Origin of the sequence: Trinickia caryophylli (assembly GCF_034424545.1) — a bacterium.
Lineage (GTDB): Bacteria > Pseudomonadota > Gammaproteobacteria > Burkholderiales > Burkholderiaceae > Trinickia > Trinickia caryophylli.
In genome coordinates, this window is record NZ_CP139971.1 from 1,625,808 (window position 1) to 1,647,670 (window position 21,863).

Consider the following 21,863-nt stretch of genomic DNA (forward strand, 5'->3'; position numbering starts at 1 on the left):
CAACGGAGTATCGGTTATTCATGTCGATTGATGCATTAATAGTGGCAGGTGGTTGTAACACTTTTTAGGAATTTCGGTATGAGTCGGATAGGAGATGTCATACTGACACATCGCATGTAGCTTGAAATGCAACAAATGTCACGGACAGGTCGTTGACCTTTATTGAGGAATTGTGCTGCGACAAAGTCAAGTGACGAGACTTTCGACTTTGTAAAGCGGCGGCGACATGGAGCAAAGCGGCTGAAATGAATGGTGAGCTTCACTGCGATATGTTGCTGTAATTAGGCCGCGCGATGCTTTCCGACTAAGCGTTACTTCCGTGAGCCCGGATTGAAGACCGGAATAAAGATAGCGCCTTTGCCAAAGGGGAACCGCGCTTGAAAGGGGAGCGCTAAAGCACAGGGTGGGGGCAACGCCAGCTGTAGTGACCGTTGTTTAATGGCAGGATCGTGATACGTTTGTTGTCGATCCATTTGCCGCTCGTCAAATGCCAGAAACGTTGGGCGAACTTGCTGCACTGGCCCGCACGCGCTCTTCCGCTTCGACGAAGCGACGGCGTCGAACCGGCTCGAGGTCGCGAAACCAGCGATTCCTCATGCTTATCAGAAATGCGCTGTTGGCACGAAACCAGCCGAGAAGATGCGGGGGGCATTCGGAAATGAAGCGGAATTCGTTGCGTATGCGAACGAAGGAAAAGCCACCGCCAAGAGCGAAGTGGATAGCGAACAAATGCGGCAATGCGAGCGCTGAGCAGAACGCGATCAGTAGCAGATTCCGGTGCCGGACATAGAGGGAAGGGCCGAGGGAAAGGACGCCGCGTCGAAATGACGGTTCGATCTTCCGCGTGATAGTCAGCGGAGGTAGCCATACCGTCAGTAGTAGAAGTGCCGCTCCGCACAGCGATAGTGCACGCAAAGCCGTCGTCCAAAGTATTTTGCCCGCGGCGGACGGGGGCGGTCGGCTGAGGTGCTGGAACCGGCGGTGATACCATTTTGGTGTCGCCGCGCCCCCGTTGCCCCCATGCCCGAAAGCTTCGAAGAACTCGCCGCCCTGATCCGCACACGCTTTGCCGAACTGAGCCCGCAGTTTCAGGCCGGTGCCGCGTTTCTTCTCGATCGCCCCGACGAAGTCGCCGTGCTGTCGATGCGCAAGGTGGCGGATCACGCGCAAGTCCAACCGGCTTCGCTCGTGCGGCTTGCCCAGCAACTCGGTTTCCCGGGCTGGAACGAACTGCGCGATCTGTTCGTCGCGCGCCTGCGCACGCGGCCCGAGCCGTTGACCAGCCGGGCGCGCTCGCTCGTCTCGGGCGCCAGGAAAGACACGCTCGCACACGACCTCCTGGCCGCGCATCGGCACAACCTCGAAGTTACGGCGGCACAAAACGAACGGGCGATCGTCGACGCCGCGCGCACCTTGCGGCGCGCAAGACATATTTATGTGGCCGGCTTCCGCTCGTGCTACCCAGTCGCTTTCGGGCTGGTCTACGGTTATGGGCTGTTCCGCTCGACGATTACGCTGCTCACGGGCGAAGCGGGTACGCTCGAAATGCAGTTGCGCGGCATCGAGCGCGGTGGCGCGACCGTCGTCATCAGCTTCGCGCCCTACTCGATCGAGGCCGCGCGCGTGGCCGAGGCCGCGCTCGAAAAAGGCAGCCGCCTGATCGCGATCACCGATAGCGCGGTCTCGCCGATCGCATTGAACGCTGACCATGCGCTGATCTTCTCGCACGAAAGTCCATCGTTTTTCCCCTCGCTCGTTGCGGCAGCGGCCGTTGCGGAAGCGCTCGTCGCGCACCTGCTCGCGCTCGAAGGCAGCCAGGCTGTCGAGCAACTGGAAGAAGCGGAGCGCTCGCTGCACGAGAAAGGCGCGTACGTGCCCTGACGCGGCCACCCGTTGCCCACCTGCCCCTCGACCACTTGAAATCGGGTTGACCCGGCATCGCGGCGCTGATTAGAATCGGCAGGTCTTTACAAAAGGGGCCAATCATGGACTCCAGCAGTAGTCGACCTACGAACTTGTTCGCTGTCTGAACGACAGGACGTCCGCGCTCCTCTTTTCATCACCAGCCGCCGTCCTGCCATCAGGCAGACGGTGCGCGCCTTCATCAATCCCGTGCACCCCGATTTGCGTCATCCGGCGAGGCTTTCGTTCGCCCGGACGGCCGGCGCCGCGAACCTGCGTTCGCCGCTTCGTCTATACGCGCTGCGCTGACACGTAGCGCATGCGCGGGCAGAGCGGCGTGTGCATCCGTGCGAATGGGCACAAGCCTCGCCGCCAAGCCGATGCTCGAGCACATTCGGGCGCGACCGCGGGATGCGGGCTTGCCGCCGCGCCGCGGGATTGCCGTCATACGCGCGCGGCACAATGACCCGGCCCTGGCGCGGACATCAGGCAGGGCACGCGGATGCGCTCGCGTACTGCCCACAACCGATTAACCGAATACCTGCAACCGAAATGACGATTGAATTCATCTGGCGACTTTTCGCGGCGTTTGCCTGCGGCGTTGCGATTGGACTTGAACGGCAGATGCGCCAGCGTACGGCGGGTCTGCGCACGATCACACTGGTGACGAGCGGCGCGTGCCTGTTCGTCTCTCTCGGGGTGCTGATGGGCACGGGCGTCACACAGGTTGCGGCCTACGTCGTCTCCGGGGTCGGCTTTCTGGGGGGCGGCGTGATCATGCGCGACAAAGGCTCGATACAGGGCATCAACACGGCGGCCACGTTGTGGTGCGCGGCAGCTGTCGGCGTGCTTTCGGGCGCCGGCTATTACGCGCCCGCAGCCGCGGGGACCGCCGTGGTGCTGGTGACGAACACGGTCCTGCGCGAGATCGGCCGCGTGATCAACGCCACATCGGTATCCACCGCGGATCTGGTGCGCGTGTACCAGCTCACGGTTGTGTGCCGGGAAGAAGACGAAATTCATATCCGCGCGGTGTTGTCGAACGCCATGCATGCGGAGCCGCTGTCGTTCCAAAGTCTTACGAGCCGGGACTGCGAGGAGCGGCCGCCTCGTGTCGAGGTGACCGCGACTTGCCGCGCGCATCCGAGTCACCAGGCGCGGCTCGAACAGATCGCCAGCCGGATCAGCATGGAGAAGGGGGTATCCCGCGTCAGCTGGGCTGCAAACGAAGCAGAGCCGTCGCCGGAATGAAGTGAATCGCCTGCCCGCCGCCGGCGTTGCAGGGCCTGTCACCCCTCCCAATTTCCCTATTGACGCCCGGTTTCTGTTGCGAGAGCATGCGCGCTGACAACATATGTTGTATGTTCGTGCGGTTGTTACACCACTTGGTGTAAGAAAGGGTGGCCGATGCGTTCTCGCCGGGCTGGCGGGGAGCCGTGCGGCCTGCCGAGAAATCGCTCAACCTGACGCGGAGGCCAAGATGGGTCGTCGTTCGTTTCTGATTTCGTTAGTGATTGGCGCAGCCGCCTTCGGCTCGGCTGCGCCGTGGGCGCGTGCGGATACGACGCTGATCGTCGGCACGGATACGTCGTTCATGCCGTTCGAGTTCAAGCAGGGCGACAAATATGTGGGTTTCGACATCGACCTGTGGGCCGAAATCGCGAAGGACCTCAAGCTCGGCTACAAGCTGCAGCCGATGGATTTCGCCGGCCTCATTCCGGCCTTGCAGACGCACAACATCGACGTTGCGCTATCGGGGATGACGATCAAGGAGGAGCGCAGGAAGGTCATCGATTTTTCGGATCCGTACTACGACAGCGGTCTGGCCGCGATGGTCGGCATCCACGACGCGACGGTCCATTCGATCGATGACCTGAACGGCAAGATCGTTGCCGCGAAGACGGGTACTGCCACCGTCGACTGGATCAAGGCGCATCTGAAGCCCAAGGAGATCCGTCTCTTTCCGAACAGCGACGAGGCCTATATGGCGCTCGAGGCCGGGCGCGTCGATGCCGCGATGCACGACACGCCGAATGTCCAGTACTTCGTGAACACCGCCGGCAAGGGGCGGGTGAAGGTGGCGGGTACGCCCGTGAGCGGCGACAAGTACGGCATCGGTTTCCCGAAAGGCAGCCCGCTCGTCGCGCAGGTCAACGCGGAACTGAAGCGGCTCAAGGCGGATGGCCGTTACGCGGCGCTCTACCGGAAGTGGTTCGGCTTCGAGCCGCCGAAGTCATGAGCGGCGTGCGCTCGATTCTCAACGCAGCGGCCGACGCGCGCGGCACCCCGTGCGCGTACCGAGCCGATTGCCTCGAACAAGGAGCATGACCGTGGATTTCGATTGGTCGGTGATCTGGAGCGCCCTGCCGGATCTGCTGGAAGGCGTGAAGCTGACGATAGGGATCGCGGCGCTCGGCCTCGCCGGCGGCTTCGCCATCGGCATGCTCGCCGGGCTCGCGCGAGCCTACGGGCTGATCGTCGCCAACGTAGCCGCGCAGAGCTATATCGAGCTGATTCGCGGTACGCCCATTGTCGTGCAAGTCATGTTTCTGTACTTCGCGCTGCCGGTGCTCGTGCACGTGCGGATCGACGGGATGACGGCGGCGGTCGTTGCCATTGCCGTGAACTCGGGTGCCTACCTCGGCGAAGTCGTGCGCGGCGCACTGCTTTCGATTCCGAGGGGGCTTGCCGAAGCCGGCCTCGCTATGGGCCTTTCGATGCCGCGCGTGCTGCTGAAGATCATCGGGCCGCTCGCATTCCGCCGCCTGATCCCGCCGCTCGGCAACCAGTGCATCGTCAGCTTGAAGGACACGTCGCTCTTCATCGTGATCGGCGTGGGCGAACTCACGCGCAAGGGGCAGGAAATCATCGCCGGCAATTTCCGGGCCGTCGAGATTTGGACTGCGGTGGCCTGTATCTATCTGGTCTTGACGGGCGTGATGACGGCGGTGCTCCGACTCGTCGAAAAACGGATGAGGATGCTATGAGCATGGTCGAATTCAAATCGGTGACGAAGCATTTCGGGTCGTTGCAGGTGCTCGATGGCATCGATCTGCGGATCGACGCCGGCGAGGTGGTGGTGGTGCTCGGCCCGTCGGGCTCCGGCAAGTCCACGATGCTTCGCTGTATCAACGCGCTCGAAAAGATTTCGAGCGGCGAGTTGCTCGTGGATGGCCTCAGCGTCAATGGACGCGCAGCCGATATCCATCGGATCCGGCTCGAGGCCGGTATGGTTTTCCAGCAGTTCAATCTGTTTCCGCAGATGACGGCTCTGGAGAACGTTATGTTCGGGCCGCTCCAGGTGCGCGGCGCGGCGCGCTCGGACGCGCGCGAGCAGGCGCTGGCGCTGTTGCGCAAGGTCGGGCTCGCGGAGCGCGCGGGGCATTACCCGTCGGAGCTGTCGGGCGGCCAGCAGCAGCGCGTCGCGATCGCCCGCGCGCTCGCCGTGCGGCCGAAGCTCATGCTGTTCGACGAGCCCACGTCCGCGCTCGATCCGGAACTGCGCCACGAGGTGCTGAAAGTGATGCAGGACCTCGCTGGCGAAGGCATGACGATGATCGTGGTGACGCACGAGGTGGGTTTTGCCCGACGGGTGGGCACGCGTTTGCTCTTCATGGAGCACGGCCGGATCGCCGAAGACGGCGCACCGGCCGCGCTGATCGACGCGCCGCCCACGCCGCGCCTGCAAAGCTTCCTCAAGCACGTGGCGTAGCCGGCGTCCGATGCCTATAGTCCCTCGGGATCCGACGTGGGCGCGTCGCGATGCGCGTACACGAGGCCGGCGCCCTGGTATTCGAAAGAATTGCAGACCGGATACGCTGAACGTTGCTCGGTACGCGGCCATTCCTTTTCCTGATTCGAGGCCATTGCATGTCGTACGTATTTCATCGGAGTCCGAGGCAAACCCTCCCTATGGCGGTGGCCGGGGACGGTATCGAGATCGTGGACTCCGTGGGCAAGCGCTATATCGATGCGAGCGGGGGCGCGGCCGTTTCGTGCCTGGGGCACAGCCACCGTCGTGTGATCGACGCCATCGAACGTCAGGCCCGGCAACTCGCGTATGCGCACACGTCCTTCTTTACGACCGCCGTGGCGGAGGAACTTGCGCAGCGCCTCGTTGAAGCGGCGCCCGCCGGGCTGGGCCATGCCTATTTCGTCTCGGGCGGCTCCGAGGCGATCGAGGCCGCACTGAAGCTTGCGCGGCAGTATTTCGTCGAGATCGGCGAGCCGCAGCGGCGGCATTTCATCGCGCGCCGGCAGAGCTATCACGGCAATACGCTCGGCGCGCTCGCCATCGGCGGCAATGCGTGGCGGCGCGAGCCGTTCCTGCCGCTGCTGATCGACGCACACCACGTGAGCCCGTGCTATGCCTATCGCGACCGGGCAGCCGGCGAGTCGGACGAAGCCTATGCGCAGCGTCTAGCCGATGAACTGGAGTGCAAGATCGTCGAACTCGGCGCGGGCAGCGTGGCGGCGTTCGTCGCCGAAACAGTGGTCGGGGCGACGGCGGGCGCGGTGCCGCCGGTGCGCGAGTACTTCCGCAAGATCAGGGCCGTCTGCGACAGGTATGGCGTGCTGTTGATTCTCGACGAGGTCATGTGCGGCATGGGGCGGACCGGGCGCCTCCACGCATGCGAGGAAGAGGGCATCGTGCCCGATCTGCTGACGCTTGCGAAGGGCCTCGGCGCCGGCTATCAGCCCATCGGCGCGACGCTCGTGGCCGATCGGATTTACGATGCGATCGTCGAGCGTGGCTCTGGGTTCTTCCAGCACGGGCACACATACATGGGGCACGCGACCGCGTGCGCGGCCGCATTGGAGGTGCAGCGCGTGATCGCGGAGGATGCCCTGCTCGGAAATGTGGCGGCGCGCGGCGAACAACTGCGCGCGTGCCTGAACGATCGATTTGCGGCGAAGCCGTATCTCGGCGATATTCGCGGACGCGGGCTTTTCGTCGGCGTCGAATTCGTACGAGACCGCGAAACGAAAGCTCCGTTCGATCCGGCACACCGCCTGCATGCGGCGATCAAACGGGAAGCGATGGCGCGCGGGCTGATGGTCTACCCGATGGGCGGTACGATCGACGGCACTCGCGGCGATCATGTGCTGCTTGCGCCACCCTTCGTCTGCACGCAGGAGGACATCGGGCATATCGTCGAGCGGTTGGGCGACGCGGTCGATGCAGCCGTGGCAGCCGTGACTGCAATCGGCGGAGACCCTTCGAGCAGGTGACCCGTCGTTCGACTTCCAGCTATCGTCGAGGCGTTGATGACCGATGACCGTACCCCCGCTCCCCGGCTACCCGAGTTCGATCCGTCGAGCGCGAGTCCGGCGCAGCAAGCCGTGCTCGACGAGATCCTGCGCGGGCCGCGCGGCAATCTCGCCGGGCCTTTTCTGGCATGGATCGCAAGCCCGGAGTTCGCGCAGCACGCGCAACGTCTCGGCGCGTTCTGCCGCTACCGCACAGGCTTGCCGTTGCGCCTTTCCGAACTGGCTATTCTCGTGACGGCGGCGCGCTGGCGCGCGCAGGCGGAATGGCAGATCCACCATCCGATCGCGATCGACGCGGGCGTGCCCGCCGCCGTTGCCGATTCGATACGGCGCGGCGAGCGCCCGGTGTTCGCCGAGCGCGACGACGAATTGATCTTCGATTTCGCCAACGAGCTTTACGAAACAAAGCGCGTGAGCGACGCGACGTTCGAGAAAGCGATGCAGCGCTTCGGCCGCGAAACGACGGTCAATCTGGTCGGCCTTCTTGGCTATTACGCGCTCGTCGCAATGACGTTGAACGTCTTCCAGGTGCGAGGCGGGAGCGAGCCGACGTTGCCGTTCCAGGAGTGATGCGCCGATCCGCTGTGCGTGCCACGCCGCGCGACGGCCCGCGCAAGCCTGCAATAAGCATGAAAAGACCTAGGTGGTCGCGACGAGGAACGCCTCGCCGCTCGAGGGGCGCAGCCCGTCCGCACGCCCGGCGAAATAGCGGTGCGTCAGATCGGCTGTCGACACATGCTCGGCCTTGGCGAAACCCGCTTCGCGCGAAAGCGCGAGCATCTCCTCCGGGCTGAAGAAGCTGACGAACGGCGTGCCCGCCGAGCGTGCGCGCTCGTAGACAGCCGCATGCCCCGCTCGCTCGTCGTCGGGAATCAATTCGAGCGGCAGCAGGAACGTCATCGCGAACGTCGAGCCCGGTGCAAGCGTGGCGGCGTGGCGCAGCATGTCCGCGATCGCTTCCTTCGTCAAATACATCGATACGCCGGTGGACGCTACGACAGCGGGCTGGCTCGCATCGAAGCCGGCAGCCGCCAGCTCGGCGAGCCACGATTGCCCCGCCTCGAAGTCGACAGGCACGAACCGCAACGCCTGGGGTACGCTCAGGCCAAGCTCGGCGAGCCGCCGCCGCTTCCATGCCTGCGTGGCGGGTTGGTCGACCTCGTAGATGCGCAGCCGAGCCGCGAGCGACGGCTTGCGCTGCGCGAAGGTGTCAAGGCCCGCCCCAAGCACCACGTATTGGCCGATGCCGGCATCGGCAGCCGCCGCGACGAGATCTTCGACGAAGCGCGCACGTCCGACGATGGATGCGCGATAACCGCGCGTGCCCTCGGGGTGCATGTCGGGGCGATCGCGCCAGCCGCCGTCGGGTGCGACCAGCTGCAGGCCCACATTGTCCTCGAACACGAAAGGCGGGGCGTCGACGAGAAGATGCAGCGCGCGCCAAAGCGCAACGCGCACCGCCGTGCTGTCCGGCGACGCCGAAGCTGAAGCCGTTTGTTTTTCGTGCATTGCATTCTCCTGTTCGCGATGTTCACGAGCGCGCAACGCGCATCGACGAGAGTGTAGCGGGCGCTTGCGACCGCTGCCGTGGACGGACCGGCTTGCCTGCGCCGCGCCGGTCGATACGGCGGGCGGCCACGCTGGCTGCCCGCGGTCATCTTTGCTAGCATCTTGCGCTCGCGTGGGCGCCACCGGGCGTACCGGCGCCATTTGAGCTACCTGATCTACTCGAGCGAACATGCCATTCATCGAAATCGACGGACAGCAGTTGCACTATCGGATTGAAGGCGCGGGGTTCCCCGTGCTGCTTGGACACAGCTACCTGTGGGACGCTTCGATGTGGGCGCCGCAGATCGAGGCCCTGTCGCGCCACTACAAGGTCATCGTGCCCGATCTCTGGGGCCATGGGCAGTCGGGGTGTCTCCCCGGCAATACCCGCACGTTGGGCGATCTGGCTGCGCAGACAAGCCGCCTGCTCGATGCCCTCGATATCGGGCAGTGCGCGATCGTCGGCCTTTCGGTCGGCGGAATGTGGGGCTCGGAGCTGGCCTTGCGCGAACCGGGTCGGGTCAGGTGCCTCGTGATGATGGATGCGGACCGCGGTGCCGAGCCCGAAGTCACGCGCACGCGCTACTTCCAGATGCTCGACACGATCGAATCGACGGGCAGTATTCCCGCCCCGATGATCGAGGCGATCGTGCCGCTCTTTTTCCGTCAGGGCGCAACGCTCACCGACGACGTGCACGTCAACTTCAGAAAAGCACTGGCGGCTTTCTCGGCGGAGCAGTTGCGGCAATCCGTCGTGCCGCTGGGCAGGCTCATTTTTGGCCGGCCCGACGAGCTTGCCCGCCTTGGCGGCCTCGACGCGGCCACTACGCTGCTGATGTGCGGCGAACTCGACATTCCGAGGCCGCCCGCCGAAATGGCGCGCATGGCCGAGGCGATAGGCTGCAGCCAACGGGTCGTGCCCGGCGCGGGCCATATCTCGAACCTCGAAAACCCCTCGTTCGTCAACGAGGCGTTGCTTGCCTGGCTCGCTCGGCACGTGGCATAGAGCACACATGCGCCGGACTTCACATCCGGCGCAACGATAGCCGCGAGCGATCATCTGTGCTAGCATCGCATGCTCAATTACGAGATAAAGCAGCGTTTTGACTGCGAAAGCAGGACTGATGCAGACTGCTGAAGCAGCTCGTATCGGCGTCGCTCTCGCCGAATGCAGCGACGCCACACGTATGGCCCGATAAGAACGACAACACGGGGCGCCGGGGACTTTCTCGCGGCAATACACCAATCACAAAGCCGCTCACCGTACGCACTCCGTGCTTTTTATAAGGAGCCCTAGTGAGCCGTCTCGTTGTAGTGTCGAATCGCGTGGCAGACCCGCGCAAAGCCGCAGCCGGTGGGCTGGCCGTGGCGATCAAGGACGGCTTGCAGCAAACCGGCGGCATGTGGTTCGGATGGAGCGGCAAGACCATCGACGATGCCTCGGGCGCAAGCGGTCCCGGTGGCGTGCATCTGCAAACGACCGGCAAGGTCCAGCTCGCCACCGTAGATCTCAGCCAGCAGGATTACGAAAGCTACTATCTCGGCTACGCCAATAACGTTCTGTGGCCGGTGTTCCATTACCGGCTCGATCTCGCGCAGTTCGACGTGCGATTCGCGAGCGGCTATCGCCGCGTGAATCAGCTCTTCGCGCAGCGTCTGTTTCCGCTGCTCAAGCCCGACGACATCATCTGGGTGCACGACTACCATCTCATTCCGCTCGCGGCCGAGTTGCGCGCGATGGGATGCGGCAACCCGATCGGCTTTTTCCTGCACATACCTGTGCCGCCGCCGCTCATCATGGCGGCGATCCCCGAGCACGAATGGCTCATGCGCTCGCTTTTCGCCTATGACCTCGTGGGGGTGCAGGCCGAGGCCGACATGATGCATCTCGTGCGCTACGCGGAATCGGAAGCGAACGCGCAGTGGCTGCCGGGCGGTTATCTGCGCGCATTCAATCGCACGTTGCGCGTGGGCGCCTATCCGATCGGGATGGATGTCGATGAATTCTCTTCGCTCGCGCAGGCGCGCGAGGGCGCGGACATGTTCTCGCGCATGCGCGCGGAGTACTCGCGCAGGCAGTTGCTCGTGGGCGTGGACCGCCTCGATTACTCGAAGGGGCTGCCGCAGCGCATCGAAGCGTTCCGTTACCTGCTCGAGCACTATCCCGAGAATCGCAAGCGCGCCACGCTGATCCAGATCGCCGCGCCGAGCCGCGAGGACGTGGGCGCCTACGATCAACTGCGTCGCCAGATGGACAGCATGTGCGGCGCGATCAATGGCGACTACGGCGAACTCGATTGGATGCCCGTGCGCTACATTCACCGCAACGTTGCGCGCAAGCGCTTGCCGGGGCTTTATCGCGCGAGCCGCGTCGCGCTCGTCACGCCGCTGCGTGACGGCATGAATCTCGTCGCCAAGGAGTTTCTCGCGGCCCAGGATCCAGAAGATCCCGGCGTGCTCGTGCTCTCGCGTTTTGCGGGCGCCGCCGAGCAATTGAGGCAGGCACTGCTTGTCAATCCCTACGATTCGCACGGCACGGCGCAGGCGATTCAGCGCGCGTTGACGATGCCGCTCGGCGAGCGTATCGAAAGGCATTCGGCGCTGATGGAGACGATCCGCAAGTACGACGTGCACTGGTGGCGCAAAGCCTTCCTCGAGGCACTCAAGGAAGCGGTCAACCGCACTTCGTGACGGCCTGCGCCCGCGCGGCGCATCGTTCAATCTTCCGACGAAGCCCTCGACAAGCGCGGCGCGACGGTAAATCCCTATCGCCAGCATAGAAAATGCCAATTGGGGAAGCGTCTGCCGACCTCCTAGATTGAAACAGTGCGACGCCCGCCGCGGGCGCCGTATTGCGCGTCGTTTCGTTCCCACATTACAGATGTCGGCGCCCGCGCCGGATCGCAGCCGCGTGTGCCGGTCCATGAAGGAGGCTCAGATGGCACAGTTGAAAGGCTCCAAGACGGAAGACAACCTGAAGGCCGCGTTCGCCGGCGAATCGCAAGCCAACCGGCGTTACCTGTATTTCGCCGCCAAGGCCGACGTCGAAGGGCAGAACGACGTCGCAGCCCTGTTCCGCTCCACCGCCGAAGGCGAAACGGGGCACGCGCACGGACACCTCGAATACCTCGAAGCCGTGGGCGACCCGGCCACCGGCTTGCCGTTCGGTACGTCGCGCCTGAACCTGCAAGCGGCCATTGCCGGCGAGACGCATGAATACACCGACATGTACCCCGGCATGGCGAAAACGGCACGGGAGGAGGGCTTCGACGAAATCGCCAACTGGTTCGAAACCTTGGCCAAGGCCGAACGTAGCCACGCGAATCGCTATACGAGAGCGCTCGAAGCGCTGACCGACTGACGTCGGCGCCGTAGGGAGCGCCGGTACCTCGGCGCTTGCCCCGTTCTTGCGGCCTTGCCGGCGCGGGCGAGGATGCGGGCGCGGCTGCGTTCGGCCCGCCGCGCCCGCCTTGCCCGCCGTGCCGCGTCGATCGGAAGGCGGCGCTCGGGTGCCCGCTCCAACGCCGCGGTACCCCGGTGGCCTCGGCGGTCACCAGCGAAAAAGGAGCGTGCGCTCATGCCACACAAGGAAGGCAGTCTGGAGGCGCCGACGCGGCACCCGCTCGATTGGCGCTCGGAAGCGTTTTACGATCGGCAGGCAATCGAGAGCGAACTCGAGCGCGTCTTCGACGTTTGCGCCGGATGCCGGCGCTGCGTCTCGCTGTGCGGGGCTTTCCCGACGCTTTTCGATCTCGTTGACGAAACCAATACGGGCGAAGCGCACGAGGTCGATAAAGCGTCGTACTCGCGGGTGGTCGACCAATGCTATCTGTGCGACCTCTGCTACATGACGAAGTGTCCCTACGTGCCGCCGCATGCGTGGAATATCGACTTCCCGCATCTGATGCTGCGCGCGAAGGCGGCCCGCTACAAGGAAGGGCGAGTGCCGTTGCGCGACAAGGTGCTCTCGAATACCGATGCGCTCGGGCACTTCGCCGGGATCCCGATCGTCACGCGCAGCGTCAACGCGATCAACCGGTCGAAGCCCGCGCGCGGTGCGCTCGAATCGGCGCTCGGCGTGGACCGCAAGGCATGGCTGCCCGAGTTTGCGCCGCGCAAGTTCCGCGGTGCGGCCAAGGCATCCCCCGATGCGCCCGTGCGCGACGGCGAGCGCACGCCGGGCAAGGTGGCGATCTACGCGACCTGCTACGTGAATTTCAACGAGCCCGGCATTGGGCATGATTTACTAGCCTTGCTGGCACATAACGACATTCCCTACGTGCTCGTGGCGAGCGAAGCCTGTTGTGGCATGCCGCTGCTCGAGCAGGGCAACCTCGAGGGCGTGGCGGCAAAGAAGGAGAAGAATCTGCCGGTGCTCGCACGATATGCGCGGGAAGGCTACGCGCTGATGGCGGCCATACCGAGCTGCGTACTGATGTACAAGCAGGAGTTGCCGCTGATGTTCCCCGAGGAAGCGCTCGTGCGCGAGGTCGGAGAAGCGTTCTGGGATCCGTTCGAATACCTCGTGGCGCGCCATCGCGACGGCCTTCTGAAGACCGATTTCAAACAGCCGCTCGGCAAGATCTCCTACCACGTGCCTTGTCATGGCCGCGTGCAGAACCTGGGCCGCAAGACTTACGATGTGCTTGCACTCGTCCCCGGTACGGAAGTGAAAGTGGTCGAACGCTGTTCGGGCCATGCCGGCACGTTCGGCGTCAAAAAGGAGTTCCATGCGGCGGCGATGAGGATCGGGACCCCCGTCTTCAAGGCGATGGCGGAGTCCGAGCCGGCCTTCATCGCCTCGGACTGCCAGCTCGCCGGTCACCATATCGCGCAAGGAATCGAGGAGGCGGGCCTGACAGGCGCGCCGCTCGCCCATCCGCTGACCCTTTTGCGCAAGGCTTATGACATTTGAGCGACGTTCTCTCTTTTTTTGCAAGGAATTGAGCCAATGACTATTTCGAGAGATTCGTTGATGACGCTGGAGGCTTACGCCAAAGCCCGCAAGTCAATGCGTGAGCGGGTGATTGCCCATAAGAAAGACCGGATAGTCCGCATCGGCAATCATTTGACGCTGTTATTCGAGGATGAATTAACAATTGGGTACCAGATTCATGAAATGTTACATATCGAAAAGATTTTTGACGAAGCAGGCATTCAAGGAGAATTGGCCGCCTATTTGCCTCTGGTGCCGAGTGGAAGCAATTTGAAAGCTACGATGCAGATCGAGTACGAGGGGGAGGTCGAACGCCGTGCTGCGCTGCGGCGATTGATCGGCATCGAGGACCATGTGTTCGTGCAGGTTGACGGCGAAAGCCCGATCTATGCGATTGCCGACGAGGACCTTGAGCGCGACAACGACGAGAAGACTTCGGCTGTCCACTTCTTGCGGTTCGAGTTCTCGCCCGGCATGAGGCAGTGCTTCCTGGACGGAATGGGCCTCACAATAGGATGCGATCATCCCTCGTATCCGAGCCCGCCTGAGCGAGTACCCGACAACGTCCGGGCGTCCCTGCTCAACGACCTGCGCTGAGCGTCTTTGACGCATCGCCGCAACTTTCCATTACAAGAGCATTACAGCGGCAAATTGTTCCGATCGAATCATGAAAATAATGCCGAATATCGGGAATGAAAGTTGCGCAGTCTCTCCTGTACAATTGCATCGCATGCCATAATTCGATTTTTGTTGGATCAACGACGCATTATGCATTTGCGTTGTCACGAAAATATTCTAAGATAGCGTCTCTTTGACAAGTCCCACGCGGACAGCATCGACACGCTGCTTGAGTCGCGTAACCGGAAAGCATCGATTCTGCTAAGCATTCGATTTCGAGTGCACACCGCGATGGTATGGTTTCTGCACTATTTTCCCATGCACGAGCGAGACCCCCTTTTTTGCGTCATCAGAGGGCAAAGTCGCACTACCCCTGTGCGGTTTTGGTCGCTGTAACAACAACAAAAAACACTTTGTGCAACCCGAGGCTCATTTGCGAATGACCGTTCGCTCGAGCCGAGTGTCGCAGCCCGGCCAGGCTGCGTGGAGAAGAATATGTTTTTTGAAGAGTTGAACGACGACGAGTGGGCGCGTATTGCCGCCCTGGCTGCCGATGAACCTGTGCATCCTCATCGCCGTGGCCGTCCTCGTGCCGAAACCCGTGTGGTGGCGAACGCGGTCCTATGGATTCTGACGACGGGAGAGCGCTGGTCGAAGCTGCCGGCACGCTACCCGTCTGGCCCGACGTGCCGCCGTCGCTTCGACGAATGGCTGGCCGACGGCACGCTCTTCGAGATGGTGAGGATTCTGTCCGATAGCGGGCGAGTGTTCGCCTACGTGCCGCAGCCGCAACCGGTCTCCACTCCGGCGCCGAAGGCTCCTCCGGCCGTGGAGTCGCCCCGCTTGCGCGGCGTGTTCTGGACCAACCCGGAATCGTGGCAGACCGAGGGCGGATGTTCGAGGCGCGCGGGCGACCTGCCCGTGGCGGCCTCGCGCACGCTCGGCGCCGTACCCGACCCGCTGCGCGCGATGCACGAGCGCACAGCCGGCGCCGAGGCCTCGTTCAGCGCCGCCGAAACGCACAAGCGGGCCGATGACTACTGCGGCTATACGATTCACGCGATCGCACAACCCGTGACGCGGCAGGCCGGCCTCAGCTACCGCGCATCGGCGGAAATCCTTCACGAGGGCACGCGCATCGAGCGCTCGGGCCTGATCGGCCCGCGTTTCGCCGACCATGAGAGCGCCGAGCGCCACGCGCTCGAATGGGCGCGAGACTGGATCGACCGCCGTGCGAACGCGGCCTCGGCCGCGGCGGCGGAAGCGCGACAGGACGAGCGACAGGGCGAGCAGGTCGAAGCGCCTGTCGCACCGGCGCCTGAGCAGAAGAGAAAGGAGCCGGCGGTTGCAAAGCCGCTGCCGGCGCCGATCGCGGCCATAGCGCCTTCGGCTGCGCGCAAGCTCGAAGGCGGGGTGGGTCGCCACGCGCCGGAGTGGCTGCTTTATTCCGAGCACGGGCGCGGCGACGCGACGCCGCCGGAATTGCTCTATCACGCCTGAGCGGCGCCGCGCGGGCGGGCGGCGCACGAAAAAAGCAAGCGGGCCCGCAGACCCGCTTTTGCTCGTTTGCCCTGGCGTGCCGTTGGACACGGCAGCACCGCGACGGCACGATGGCCGTCAGGGGCGGTCAGTGACGGCCGTAGGTATCGTCGAAGCGCACGATATCGTCCTCGCCGAGGTACGAGCCCGATTGCACTTCCACGATCTCGAGCGGGAGCTTGCCGGGGTTCTCGAGCCGGTGAGTGACGCCGAGCGGGATATAGGTCGATTCGTTCTCCGACAGGAGGAACGTTTCGTCTCCGCGCGTGACGCGTGCGGTGCCGCGCACGACGATCCAGTGCTCGGCGCGATGGTGGTGCATCTGGAGCGAAAGGCAGGCGCCGGGCTTGACCACGATCCGTTTGACCTGGAACCGTTCGCCCGAGTCGATCGAGTCGTAGTGTCCCCACGGCCGATGCACCTTGCGGTGGTTGGCGGCTTCGGGCTCGCGCTCGGCCTTGAGGCGCGAAACCACGCGCTTCACGTCCTGCACGTGCGATTTGTCGGCAACGAGCACGGCATCGGCCGTTTCCACGACGATGAGGTCGTGCGTGCCCACGCATGCGACGAGCCGCCCCTCCGAATGCGCAAGCGTGGCCTCGGCTCCCTCGAAGAGGACGCGTCCGCGGCTGACATTGCCGCTGTCGTCTTTCGGAAGGATCTGCCAGAGCGCATCCCACGATCCGACATCGGACCACCCGGCGCGCAACGGCACCGCTACGCCGCTGCAGCCGATGTCCTTGGTGGCGAGCCGCTCCATCACCGCATAGTCGATGGAGTTCGAGGGGGAGGCGGCAAAAGCGTCGCGATCGAGGCGGAAGAAATTGCCGTCCGTCGTCCCGCGCGCATGCGCCTGCGCGCAGGCGTCGTACATGGAGGGCTCGAACGTGCGCAGGGCGTGCAGCCAGACGGAGGCGCGCACTACGAAGATGCCGCTGTTCCACCAGTACTCGCCCGAGGCGACATATTGTTGGGCCAGCTCGAGGTGCGGTTTCTCCACGAAGCGTGAGAGCCGGCGCGCGGCAGGCCCGGAAGCCGGTTCCGCGGCACCCGCCGCGGGGGGCAGCGCCTCGCCGAGGCGCAGGTAGCCGTAGCCCGTTTCGGCTTGCGTCGGCACGATCCCGAGCGTGGCGATCATGCCGTCGGCCGCATAGCCGATGGCCGTTGCGACGGCCTCGGAAAATCCGGCGGGGTCGGCGATCGCATGATCGGCCGGCATCGCGACGAGTAGTGCGTCAGCGTGCTCGCCAGCGCCCGCCAGCGCATCGAGGGCCGCGATCGTCAGTGCGGGGGCTGTGTCGCGCCCGAGCGGCTCCAGCACGATACGGGCCTGCACACCGCTTGCATTCAACTGTTCCTGGGTCGTGAAGCGATGCTCGTCGCCGCATACGACGACGATGGACTCGGCGAACGGAAACCCGTCGTACAAGCCCTCCAACCGGTGCGCCGTCGATTGAAGCAGTGATTCGTCGCCGAGCAGTTCGATCAATTGTTTTGGATATTGCTCGCGCGACATCGGCCAGAGCCGGGTACCCGAGCCGCCCGCGAGAATCACGGGCTGTACCTTGAATCGCGTGCGCGCCATCGGCGACGGCATGGCGACCGGATGAGCCGGCGCGGCGATGCCCGCTTCGTCGACGGTTGCGTTCGGAGTCGTCATGGTGGCCTCCTTGGGGCGTCAATCGGATAGCCCAGTGTGGCAGGAAGTAAATCGAACAATAAAACGCCGACGAATGGCGCGGCCGGCCGCGAGCGTGGGTGCGCGGCTGGCCGAAGCAGCGAAATGTGACGAAAGGGGCTATGCGAAGTACGAAAAAATCAAAAAATAATTGGTAAAAGCCCGCTGAAATATTTTTGAATATTCGTCCGCTTGCTGTTCGCTTTTTGATGGCGCTTGATGGATACCTATGAATACACGGCTGAAATCGAGGTGCAGCGATGTTGGGCCTACTTTCGCGGATGATCGACGTTGCGCTGGCGAGCCTGGGCGCATTTGCGGCCGCCGCACTGTACGCAGGACACCCTGTGTGGCTCAACGAGACGCAAAGCATCGCCATGGTCTTCGACGACATGCTCGTCGTCGCCTTCTTCCCTGCGCTCGGGATTTATCGCTCGTGGCGCGGAAAGCCGCTCAGCGATCTGCTGTGGCGCACGGCGTTCGCCTGGCTGCTCGTCGAATGCACGGGCGTGCTGATGAGCTTCAGCGTGCATCGTGCCGACGCGCTTTCACGCACGTGGCTTGTTTTATGGGCCTTCACGACGATTGTCTTGCTGCTTGCGGTGAAGGCGCTGGTCTATTCGACCCTCAGGCGCCTGCGCCGCCAGGGCTTGAATCAGAAATCCGTTGCCATCGTCGGAAGCGGCCCGTATGCCACGTTTCTCATCGAGCGCATGAAGGCGCGCCCCGATGCAGGGTTCGCGCCCGTTTGCGTCTTCGACGAAGAAGCCGATGACGCACGCGCACCGGCGTCGACGGATCGCGATTCCGGCCACGCGGCGATTTCCGGCGTGCCGATCGAACGTGACTTCGCGAAGCTCGTGCAGCTCGTCAAGCGACGTGCGATCCGCGAGCTCTGGCTGGCGTTGCCGATGTCGCACGAACCGACGATTCATCGCATCGTGACCGCATTCAGGAACGATTTCGTGAACATTCGCTTCATTCCCGATGTCAGTAGTCTAAGTCTGCTCAATCAGGAGGTCGTCGATCTGCTCGGCGTGCCGGCGATCAACCTGGCCGCTTCGCCGCTCGGCGACGTTCGCGCGTTGCCGAAGCTCGTCTTCGACAGGCTCTTCGCGCTTGCCGCGCTGCTCGCGCTCATGCCCGTCATGGCCGCCATCGCCGTGGCTGTAAAGGTTTCGTCGCCGGGGCCCGTGTTTTTCCGGCAGCGGCGCCTCGGCGCCGACGGCAACACGTTCGAAATCTACAAGTTCCGGACGATGAAGGTGCACGCCGAGCAGGCCGGCAAGGTCACGCAGGCCACGCGCAACGATTCGCGCGTGACGCGCGTCGGGCGCTTCTTGCGCCGCACGAGCCTCGATGAGCTGCCGCAGTTCATCAACGTGCTCAAGGGCGAAATGTCCGTCGTGGGGCCTCGGCCGCATGCGCTCGAGCACGACGATCTCTACAAGGATCTCGTGAACGGGTACATGTTCCGCTATCGCATCAAGCCCGGCATCACCGGCTGGGCTCAGGTACACGGTTTTCGCGGCGAGACCGACCGTATCGAGAAGATGAGCGGGCGCGTGAAACTCGATCTCTACTACATCCAGAACTGGACGTTCTGGTTCGACATCAAGATCGTGATGCTCACGCTTTGGAAAGGCTTCGCCGGCAGCAACGCGTATTGAATCGAACCGTGCCGCGTCTCATGAGGACGTGGCGAAACCGTCTACACCGTTTTCGTTTTCTTGAGGCCATCGAAACATGAACGTGACCATCATCGGCTGCGGATACGTCGGACTCGTAACGGGCGCATGCCTTGCCGACATCGGCAATGACGTGTGCTGCTTCGACGTCGATCACAACCGGATCGCCACCCTCGAATCGGGCGGCATGCCGATTCACGAGCCGGGCCTGCGCGAGATCGTGGCGCGCAACCGCGCGGCCGGACGGCTGTCGTTCGTCACCGACGTGAAGCCGGCGATCGAGCACGGTGACGTCATCTTCATCGCCGTCGGAACGCCGAGCGGCGAGGACGGCTCCGCCGATCTGCAATACGTGCTCGCCGCGGCGGGCGAGATTGGCCGCCACATGCGGGGCTTCACGGTCGTCGTCGACAAATCGACGGTGCCGGTGGGCACGGCCGAGCGCGTGCGCGAAGCGATTTCCGCGCAATTGAAGCTGCGCGGCGACGATTCGCTCTTCTCCGTCGTCTCGAACCCCGAGTTCCTCAAGGAGGGCGCCGCCATCGAGGATTTCACGCGGCCCGACCGCATCGTCATCGGCTGCGACGACGACATGCCCGGCGAACGCGCGAAAGAGACGATGAAGCGTCTTTATGCGCCTTTCAATCGCAACCACGAGCGCACGATGTATATGGATGTGCGTTCCGCCGAGTTCACGAAGTACGCGGCCAACGCAATGCTGGCCACGCGCATTTCGTTCATGAACGAACTCGCGAACCTGGCGGAGCGGGTTGGGGCCGACATCGACGCGGTGCGGCGCGGTATCGGCTCGGACCCGCGCATCGGCTATCACTTCCTTTATGCGGGCTGCGGCTACGGCGGCTCGTGCTTTCCCAAGGACGTGCAGGCGCTCATCCGCACGGCCGACGAAAACGGCCAGTCGATGCAGATTCTCCACTCGGTATCGACAGTCAACGCTGCCCAGAAGCAGATGCTGGCCAACAAGATCGTCGCGCGTTTCGGCGAGGATCTGAGCGGGCACACGTTCGGCGTTTGGGGCCTCGCTTTCAAGCCCGAGACCGACGACATGCGCGAGGCCCCGAGCCGCGTGCTGATCGCCGCGCTGCTGGCGCGCGGGGCGCGCGTCGTCGCCTACGATCCCGTGGCGGTGGAAGAAGCGAAGAAGGCGTTCGCCGCCGATCTGCGGGACGACGCCGAGGCGCTTGCTCGTTTGCTGCTCGTGGACGATCAGATGAGCGTGGCGCACAACGCCGACGCGCTCGTGCTGCTGACCGAATGGAAGGCATTCAAGAGCCCGGATTTCGATGCGTTGAAGCGACTGCTCAAGCAGCCCGTCGTGTTCGACGGCCGCAATCTCTACGAGCCGCTCGCGATGGCCGAGGCCGGCATCGAATATCACTCGATCGGCCGGCCCGGCGGGGCTGCCCTGGCTAAGCGGTCGAAGCGACCGGGCGGCCCTGTGGCCGCCTATCCCGCATGAAGTCAAGCTTACGTTTCAGCGAATCCATGAATCATCGCCTCCTTTCCCTGACTGCCTTCGCCGTTGCGGCCTCGTTGCTGGCCGGCTGTGCCGCCGCGCCCGGCAACGCGCTCGATACCTCGCATCTGCGCGAGACGGCGCCCGCGAACGCGGATCAGACCTACGACGTGCATCTGATCACGCCTGAGATCGTGCAGCAGCTCACGGCCGCGCAAACGACGCCGCAGAAGGTGCCCGAATCGCGCTTCCCCGATCCTGCGCAGTACATCTATCGCATCGGCCCGCAGGATATTCTCGGCATCACGGTCTGGGACCACCCCGAGTTGACGACGCCGCAAGGCACGTCGTTTTCGGCCGGCGGCACCACGACGCAGACGATCGCGGGCGCGCTCGCCCAGCCGTACACCACGGCGTTGCCGGGGCAGGCCGATCCGTATGGGCAGACAGTGGGGCACGACGGGACGATCTTTTTCCCGTTCGTTGGCCGCGTTCGCGTGGCGGGGCAGACGCCGCAGCAGGTGCGCGACCGGCTGGCCGCGCAGCTCGCGCCGTACATCCACAATCCGCAGCTCGACGTGCGCGTGCTGGCCTATCGCAGCCAGCGCGTGCAGGTGACGGGCGACGTGAAGTCGCCGGGCCCGCTCGCGATCACGGACGTGCCGCTCACGCTCGTGGACGCGATCACGCGCTCGGGCGGCACGACCGACAACGCGGATTTGCAGCGCGTGCGGCTCACGCGCAACGGGCAGTTCTATCAGCTCGACGCGAACGGCGTGCTCGATCGCGGCGAACTGAAGCAGAACGTGCTGCTGCAGGACGGCGACATCATCAACGTGCCTGATCGCTCGGACAGCCGCATCTTCGTGATGGGCGAGGTGAAGACGCCGATGGCCGTGCCGATGATCCGCGGCAACCTCTCGATTGCCGACTCGCTGACCACGGCCGGCGGCATCCTCGACACGGATGCGAATCCGCGTCAGATCTACGTGATCCGCGGCATGCGGACGAAACCGACTTCGCCCGAGATCTACCGGCTCGACATGACGAAGCCCGATGCGATCCTGCTGTCGACGCAGTTCCCGTTGCAGCCGTACGACGTCGTCTACGTCGGCACCTCGGCGGCGGTGCAGTTCAACCGTCTGATGCAGCAGGTCCTGCCGACGCTTCAGACGCTTTTCTTTACGAAGCAGTTGACGAAGTGAC

18 protein-coding genes are annotated in these 21,863 nt (G+C 63.9%); 16 read left to right on the plus strand and 2 right to left on the minus strand.

The features are described from left to right. Positions 1-1,020: 1,020 nt before the first annotated feature. The 7 genes from U0034_RS26420 to U0034_RS26450 all read left to right on the plus strand — a co-directional run bounded on the left by U0034_RS26420 (position 1,021) and on the right by U0034_RS26450 (position 7,743). Positions 1,021-1,881, plus strand: a complete 861-nt coding sequence (locus U0034_RS26420) for a MurR/RpiR family transcriptional regulator (protein WP_085228816.1) — start codon at positions 1,021-1,023, stop codon at positions 1,879-1,881. A gap of 573 nt (positions 1,882-2,454) precedes the next feature. Then, on the plus strand, positions 2,455-3,153 hold the full coding sequence (locus U0034_RS26425; protein ID WP_085228817.1) for an MgtC/SapB family protein: 699 nt from the start codon (positions 2,455-2,457) through the stop codon (positions 3,151-3,153). 229 nt (positions 3,154-3,382) lie between these two features. Next, positions 3,383-4,141, plus strand: a complete 759-nt coding sequence (gene glnH / locus U0034_RS26430) for a glutamine ABC transporter substrate-binding protein GlnH (RefSeq protein WP_085228818.1) — start codon at positions 3,383-3,385, stop codon at positions 4,139-4,141. Between the two features lie 91 nt (positions 4,142-4,232). Next, positions 4,233-4,889: a glutamine ABC transporter permease GlnP gene (glnP, locus tag U0034_RS26435; RefSeq protein WP_085228906.1), complete on the plus strand. Its 657-nt coding sequence runs from the start codon at positions 4,233-4,235 to the stop codon at positions 4,887-4,889. Next, positions 4,886-5,614 (plus strand): glutamine ABC transporter ATP-binding protein GlnQ, encoded by a 729-nt coding sequence (gene glnQ, locus U0034_RS26440; protein ID WP_085228819.1) that lies wholly within the window; start codon positions 4,886-4,888, stop codon positions 5,612-5,614. The genes glnP and glnQ overlap by 4 nt, the downstream gene beginning before the upstream one ends. A gap of 158 nt (positions 5,615-5,772) precedes the next feature. Beyond that, the gene (locus tag U0034_RS26445) at positions 5,773-7,134 is read left to right on the plus strand and encodes an aspartate aminotransferase family protein (RefSeq protein ID WP_085228820.1); all 1,362 of its coding nucleotides are present in this window, start codon (positions 5,773-5,775) and stop codon (positions 7,132-7,134) included. Between the two features lie 36 nt (positions 7,135-7,170). Continuing rightward, positions 7,171-7,743, plus strand: coding sequence for a carboxymuconolactone decarboxylase family protein (locus U0034_RS26450; RefSeq protein ID WP_085228821.1), 573 nt, complete (start codon positions 7,171-7,173; stop codon positions 7,741-7,743). A 69-nt stretch (positions 7,744-7,812) separates the two neighbouring features. Here U0034_RS26450 and U0034_RS26455 read toward each other — a convergent pair whose 3' ends face one another. After that, a complete protein-coding gene (locus U0034_RS26455; protein ID WP_085228822.1) occupies positions 7,813-8,682 on the minus strand; it encodes a class I SAM-dependent methyltransferase in 870 nt (289 codons plus the stop codon). Positions 8,683-8,911: 229 nt separating this feature from the next. Here U0034_RS26455 and U0034_RS26460 point away from each other — a divergent pair, with 229 nt between their 5' ends. From U0034_RS26460 to U0034_RS26485, 6 genes are all read left to right on the plus strand, one after another. Then, positions 8,912-9,727: an alpha/beta fold hydrolase gene (locus U0034_RS26460; RefSeq protein WP_085228823.1), complete on the plus strand. Its 816-nt coding sequence runs from the start codon at positions 8,912-8,914 to the stop codon at positions 9,725-9,727. 290 nt (positions 9,728-10,017) lie between these two features. After that, a complete protein-coding gene (gene otsA, locus U0034_RS26465) occupies positions 10,018-11,412 on the plus strand; it encodes an alpha,alpha-trehalose-phosphate synthase (UDP-forming) (protein ID WP_085228824.1) in 1,395 nt (464 codons plus the stop codon). Between the two features lie 247 nt (positions 11,413-11,659). Beyond that, complete coding sequence (locus U0034_RS26470; RefSeq protein ID WP_085228907.1) at positions 11,660-12,082, plus strand: rubrerythrin family protein; 423 nt, start codon at positions 11,660-11,662, stop codon at positions 12,080-12,082. Between the two features lie 216 nt (positions 12,083-12,298). Continuing rightward, entirely contained in the window at positions 12,299-13,636 is a 1,338-nt protein-coding gene (locus tag U0034_RS26475) for a heterodisulfide reductase-related iron-sulfur binding cluster (RefSeq protein ID WP_085228825.1), read from the plus strand. 36 nt (positions 13,637-13,672) lie between these two features. Next, complete coding sequence (locus U0034_RS26480) at positions 13,673-14,254, plus strand: DUF3501 family protein (protein ID WP_085228826.1); 582 nt, start codon at positions 13,673-13,675, stop codon at positions 14,252-14,254. A 516-nt stretch (positions 14,255-14,770) separates the two neighbouring features. Further along, positions 14,771-15,775: a transposase gene (locus U0034_RS26485; RefSeq protein ID WP_085228908.1), complete on the plus strand. Its 1,005-nt coding sequence runs from the start codon at positions 14,771-14,773 to the stop codon at positions 15,773-15,775. 127 nt (positions 15,776-15,902) lie between these two features. Here the strand turns inward: U0034_RS26485 and U0034_RS26490 are convergent, their stop codons facing one another. After that, positions 15,903-17,411: a mannose-1-phosphate guanylyltransferase/mannose-6-phosphate isomerase gene (locus tag U0034_RS26490; RefSeq protein WP_269149695.1), complete on the minus strand. Its 1,509-nt coding sequence runs from the start codon at positions 17,409-17,411 to the stop codon at positions 15,903-15,905. Between the two features lie 341 nt (positions 17,412-17,752). Between U0034_RS26490 and U0034_RS26495 the strand changes: the two genes are divergently transcribed. The 3 genes from U0034_RS26495 (at position 17,753) to U0034_RS26505 (ending at position 21,862) form a co-directional block, all read left to right on the plus strand. Next, entirely contained in the window at positions 17,753-19,162 is a 1,410-nt protein-coding gene (locus U0034_RS26495) for an undecaprenyl-phosphate glucose phosphotransferase (RefSeq protein WP_085228828.1), read from the plus strand. Positions 19,163-19,238: 76 nt separating this feature from the next. Next, positions 19,239-20,660: a UDP-glucose dehydrogenase family protein gene (locus U0034_RS26500; protein WP_085228829.1), complete on the plus strand. Its 1,422-nt coding sequence runs from the start codon at positions 19,239-19,241 to the stop codon at positions 20,658-20,660. A gap of 26 nt (positions 20,661-20,686) precedes the next feature. Continuing rightward, entirely contained in the window at positions 20,687-21,862 is a 1,176-nt protein-coding gene (locus tag U0034_RS26505; protein ID WP_085228830.1) for a polysaccharide biosynthesis/export family protein, read from the plus strand. The last annotated feature ends 1 nt before the right edge of the window (position 21,863 follow it).

Coding starts and splice junctions, on each gene's coding strand:
- U0034_RS26420 (WP_085228816.1), top strand. CDS start 1,021: ATGCCCGAAAGCTTCGAAGAACTCGCCGCCCTGATCCGCACACGCTTT.
- U0034_RS26425 (WP_085228817.1), top strand. CDS start 2,455: ATGACGATTGAATTCATCTGGCGACTTTTCGCGGCGTTTGCCTGCGGC.
- glnH (WP_085228818.1), top strand. CDS start 3,383: ATGGGTCGTCGTTCGTTTCTGATTTCGTTAGTGATTGGCGCAGCCGCC.
- glnQ (WP_085228819.1), top strand. CDS start 4,886: ATGAGCATGGTCGAATTCAAATCGGTGACGAAGCATTTCGGGTCGTTG.
- U0034_RS26445 (WP_085228820.1), top strand. CDS start 5,773: ATGTCGTACGTATTTCATCGGAGTCCGAGGCAAACCCTCCCTATGGCG.
- U0034_RS26450 (WP_085228821.1), top strand. CDS start 7,171: ATGACCGATGACCGTACCCCCGCTCCCCGGCTACCCGAGTTCGATCCG.
- U0034_RS26455 (WP_085228822.1), bottom strand. CDS start 8,682: ATGCACGAAAAACAAACGGCTTCAGCTTCGGCGTCGCCGGACAGCACG.
- U0034_RS26460 (WP_085228823.1), top strand. CDS start 8,912: ATGCCATTCATCGAAATCGACGGACAGCAGTTGCACTATCGGATTGAA.
- U0034_RS26470 (WP_085228907.1), top strand. CDS start 11,660: ATGGCACAGTTGAAAGGCTCCAAGACGGAAGACAACCTGAAGGCCGCG.
- U0034_RS26475 (WP_085228825.1), top strand. CDS start 12,299: ATGCCACACAAGGAAGGCAGTCTGGAGGCGCCGACGCGGCACCCGCTC.
- U0034_RS26480 (WP_085228826.1), top strand. CDS start 13,673: ATGACTATTTCGAGAGATTCGTTGATGACGCTGGAGGCTTACGCCAAA.
- U0034_RS26485 (WP_085228908.1), top strand. CDS start 14,771: ATGTTTTTTGAAGAGTTGAACGACGACGAGTGGGCGCGTATTGCCGCC.
- U0034_RS26490 (WP_269149695.1), bottom strand. CDS start 17,411: ATGCCGTCGCCGATGGCGCGCACGCGATTCAAGGTACAGCCCGTGATT.
- U0034_RS26495 (WP_085228828.1), top strand. CDS start 17,753: ATGTTGGGCCTACTTTCGCGGATGATCGACGTTGCGCTGGCGAGCCTG.
- U0034_RS26500 (WP_085228829.1), top strand. CDS start 19,239: ATGAACGTGACCATCATCGGCTGCGGATACGTCGGACTCGTAACGGGC.
- U0034_RS26505 (WP_085228830.1), top strand. CDS start 20,687: ATGAATCATCGCCTCCTTTCCCTGACTGCCTTCGCCGTTGCGGCCTCG.